Annotated in this window: 1 protein-coding gene; it reads left to right on the plus strand. The window is 65.6% G+C overall.

Annotated features, from left to right (window positions below; translation table 11 throughout):
- Positions 1 to 25 precede the first annotated feature (25 nt).
- Entirely contained in the window at positions 26 to 475 is a 450-nt protein-coding gene (locus tag VQ03_RS29850) for a hypothetical protein (protein WP_048454563.1), read from the plus strand.
- The last annotated feature ends 89 nt before the right edge of the window (positions 476 to 564 follow it).

Consider the following 564-nt stretch of genomic DNA (forward strand, 5'->3'; position numbering starts at 1 on the left):
ACACGGCGCGGGCGAGTCTCCGGTCATGAAGATCCTGATTACCGGCCTGTGGATCTGCGCCGTCACCGTCGCCTCCTGCTACGGCGCGGTGACCTTCGGCGGCGGGATCTTCTCGGCCAAGAAGACCGAGCCGTATCTCGAAGGCTTGCAGTACCAGAAGCTCGCACCGATCAACATTCCGATGATCGCCGACGGGAAGGTCCAGGGTTACGTCATCGCGGTCCTGGTCTTCACCGCCGATGCCAAGCTGATGCACACTCTGCCGGTGCCGCCCAACGCCTTCGTGGTCGACGAGGCCTTCCGTCAGATCTACGCCGATCCGGCCCTCGATTTCCGCCGGCTGGCGAAATACGACATCACCAAGCGGCTGGCCGAGGTCCGGGCGAAGGTGAACGAGCGCCTGGGCGGCGATGTCGTGAAGGACGTGCTGGTGGACGAGATCAACTTCGTGGCGAAGCGGGAAGTGCGGTCGTAAGCCCGCCGACCAAGGTGCCGAGCCGAAGCCCCGCGCCCGCTTTCCACCCCACAGGGCCAATCCCGGGACCGCGCAGCGGAGCCCGGGAT

The organism is Methylobacterium tarhaniae (genome assembly GCF_001043955.1).
Lineage (GTDB): Bacteria > Pseudomonadota > Alphaproteobacteria > Rhizobiales > Beijerinckiaceae > Methylobacterium > Methylobacterium tarhaniae.

What these genes read in the sequence shown, in the direction of transcription:
- VQ03_RS29850 (WP_048454563.1), top strand. Translation starts at nt 26, where the DNA reads ATGAAGATCCTGATTACCGGCCTGTGGATCTGCGCCGTCACCGTCGCC.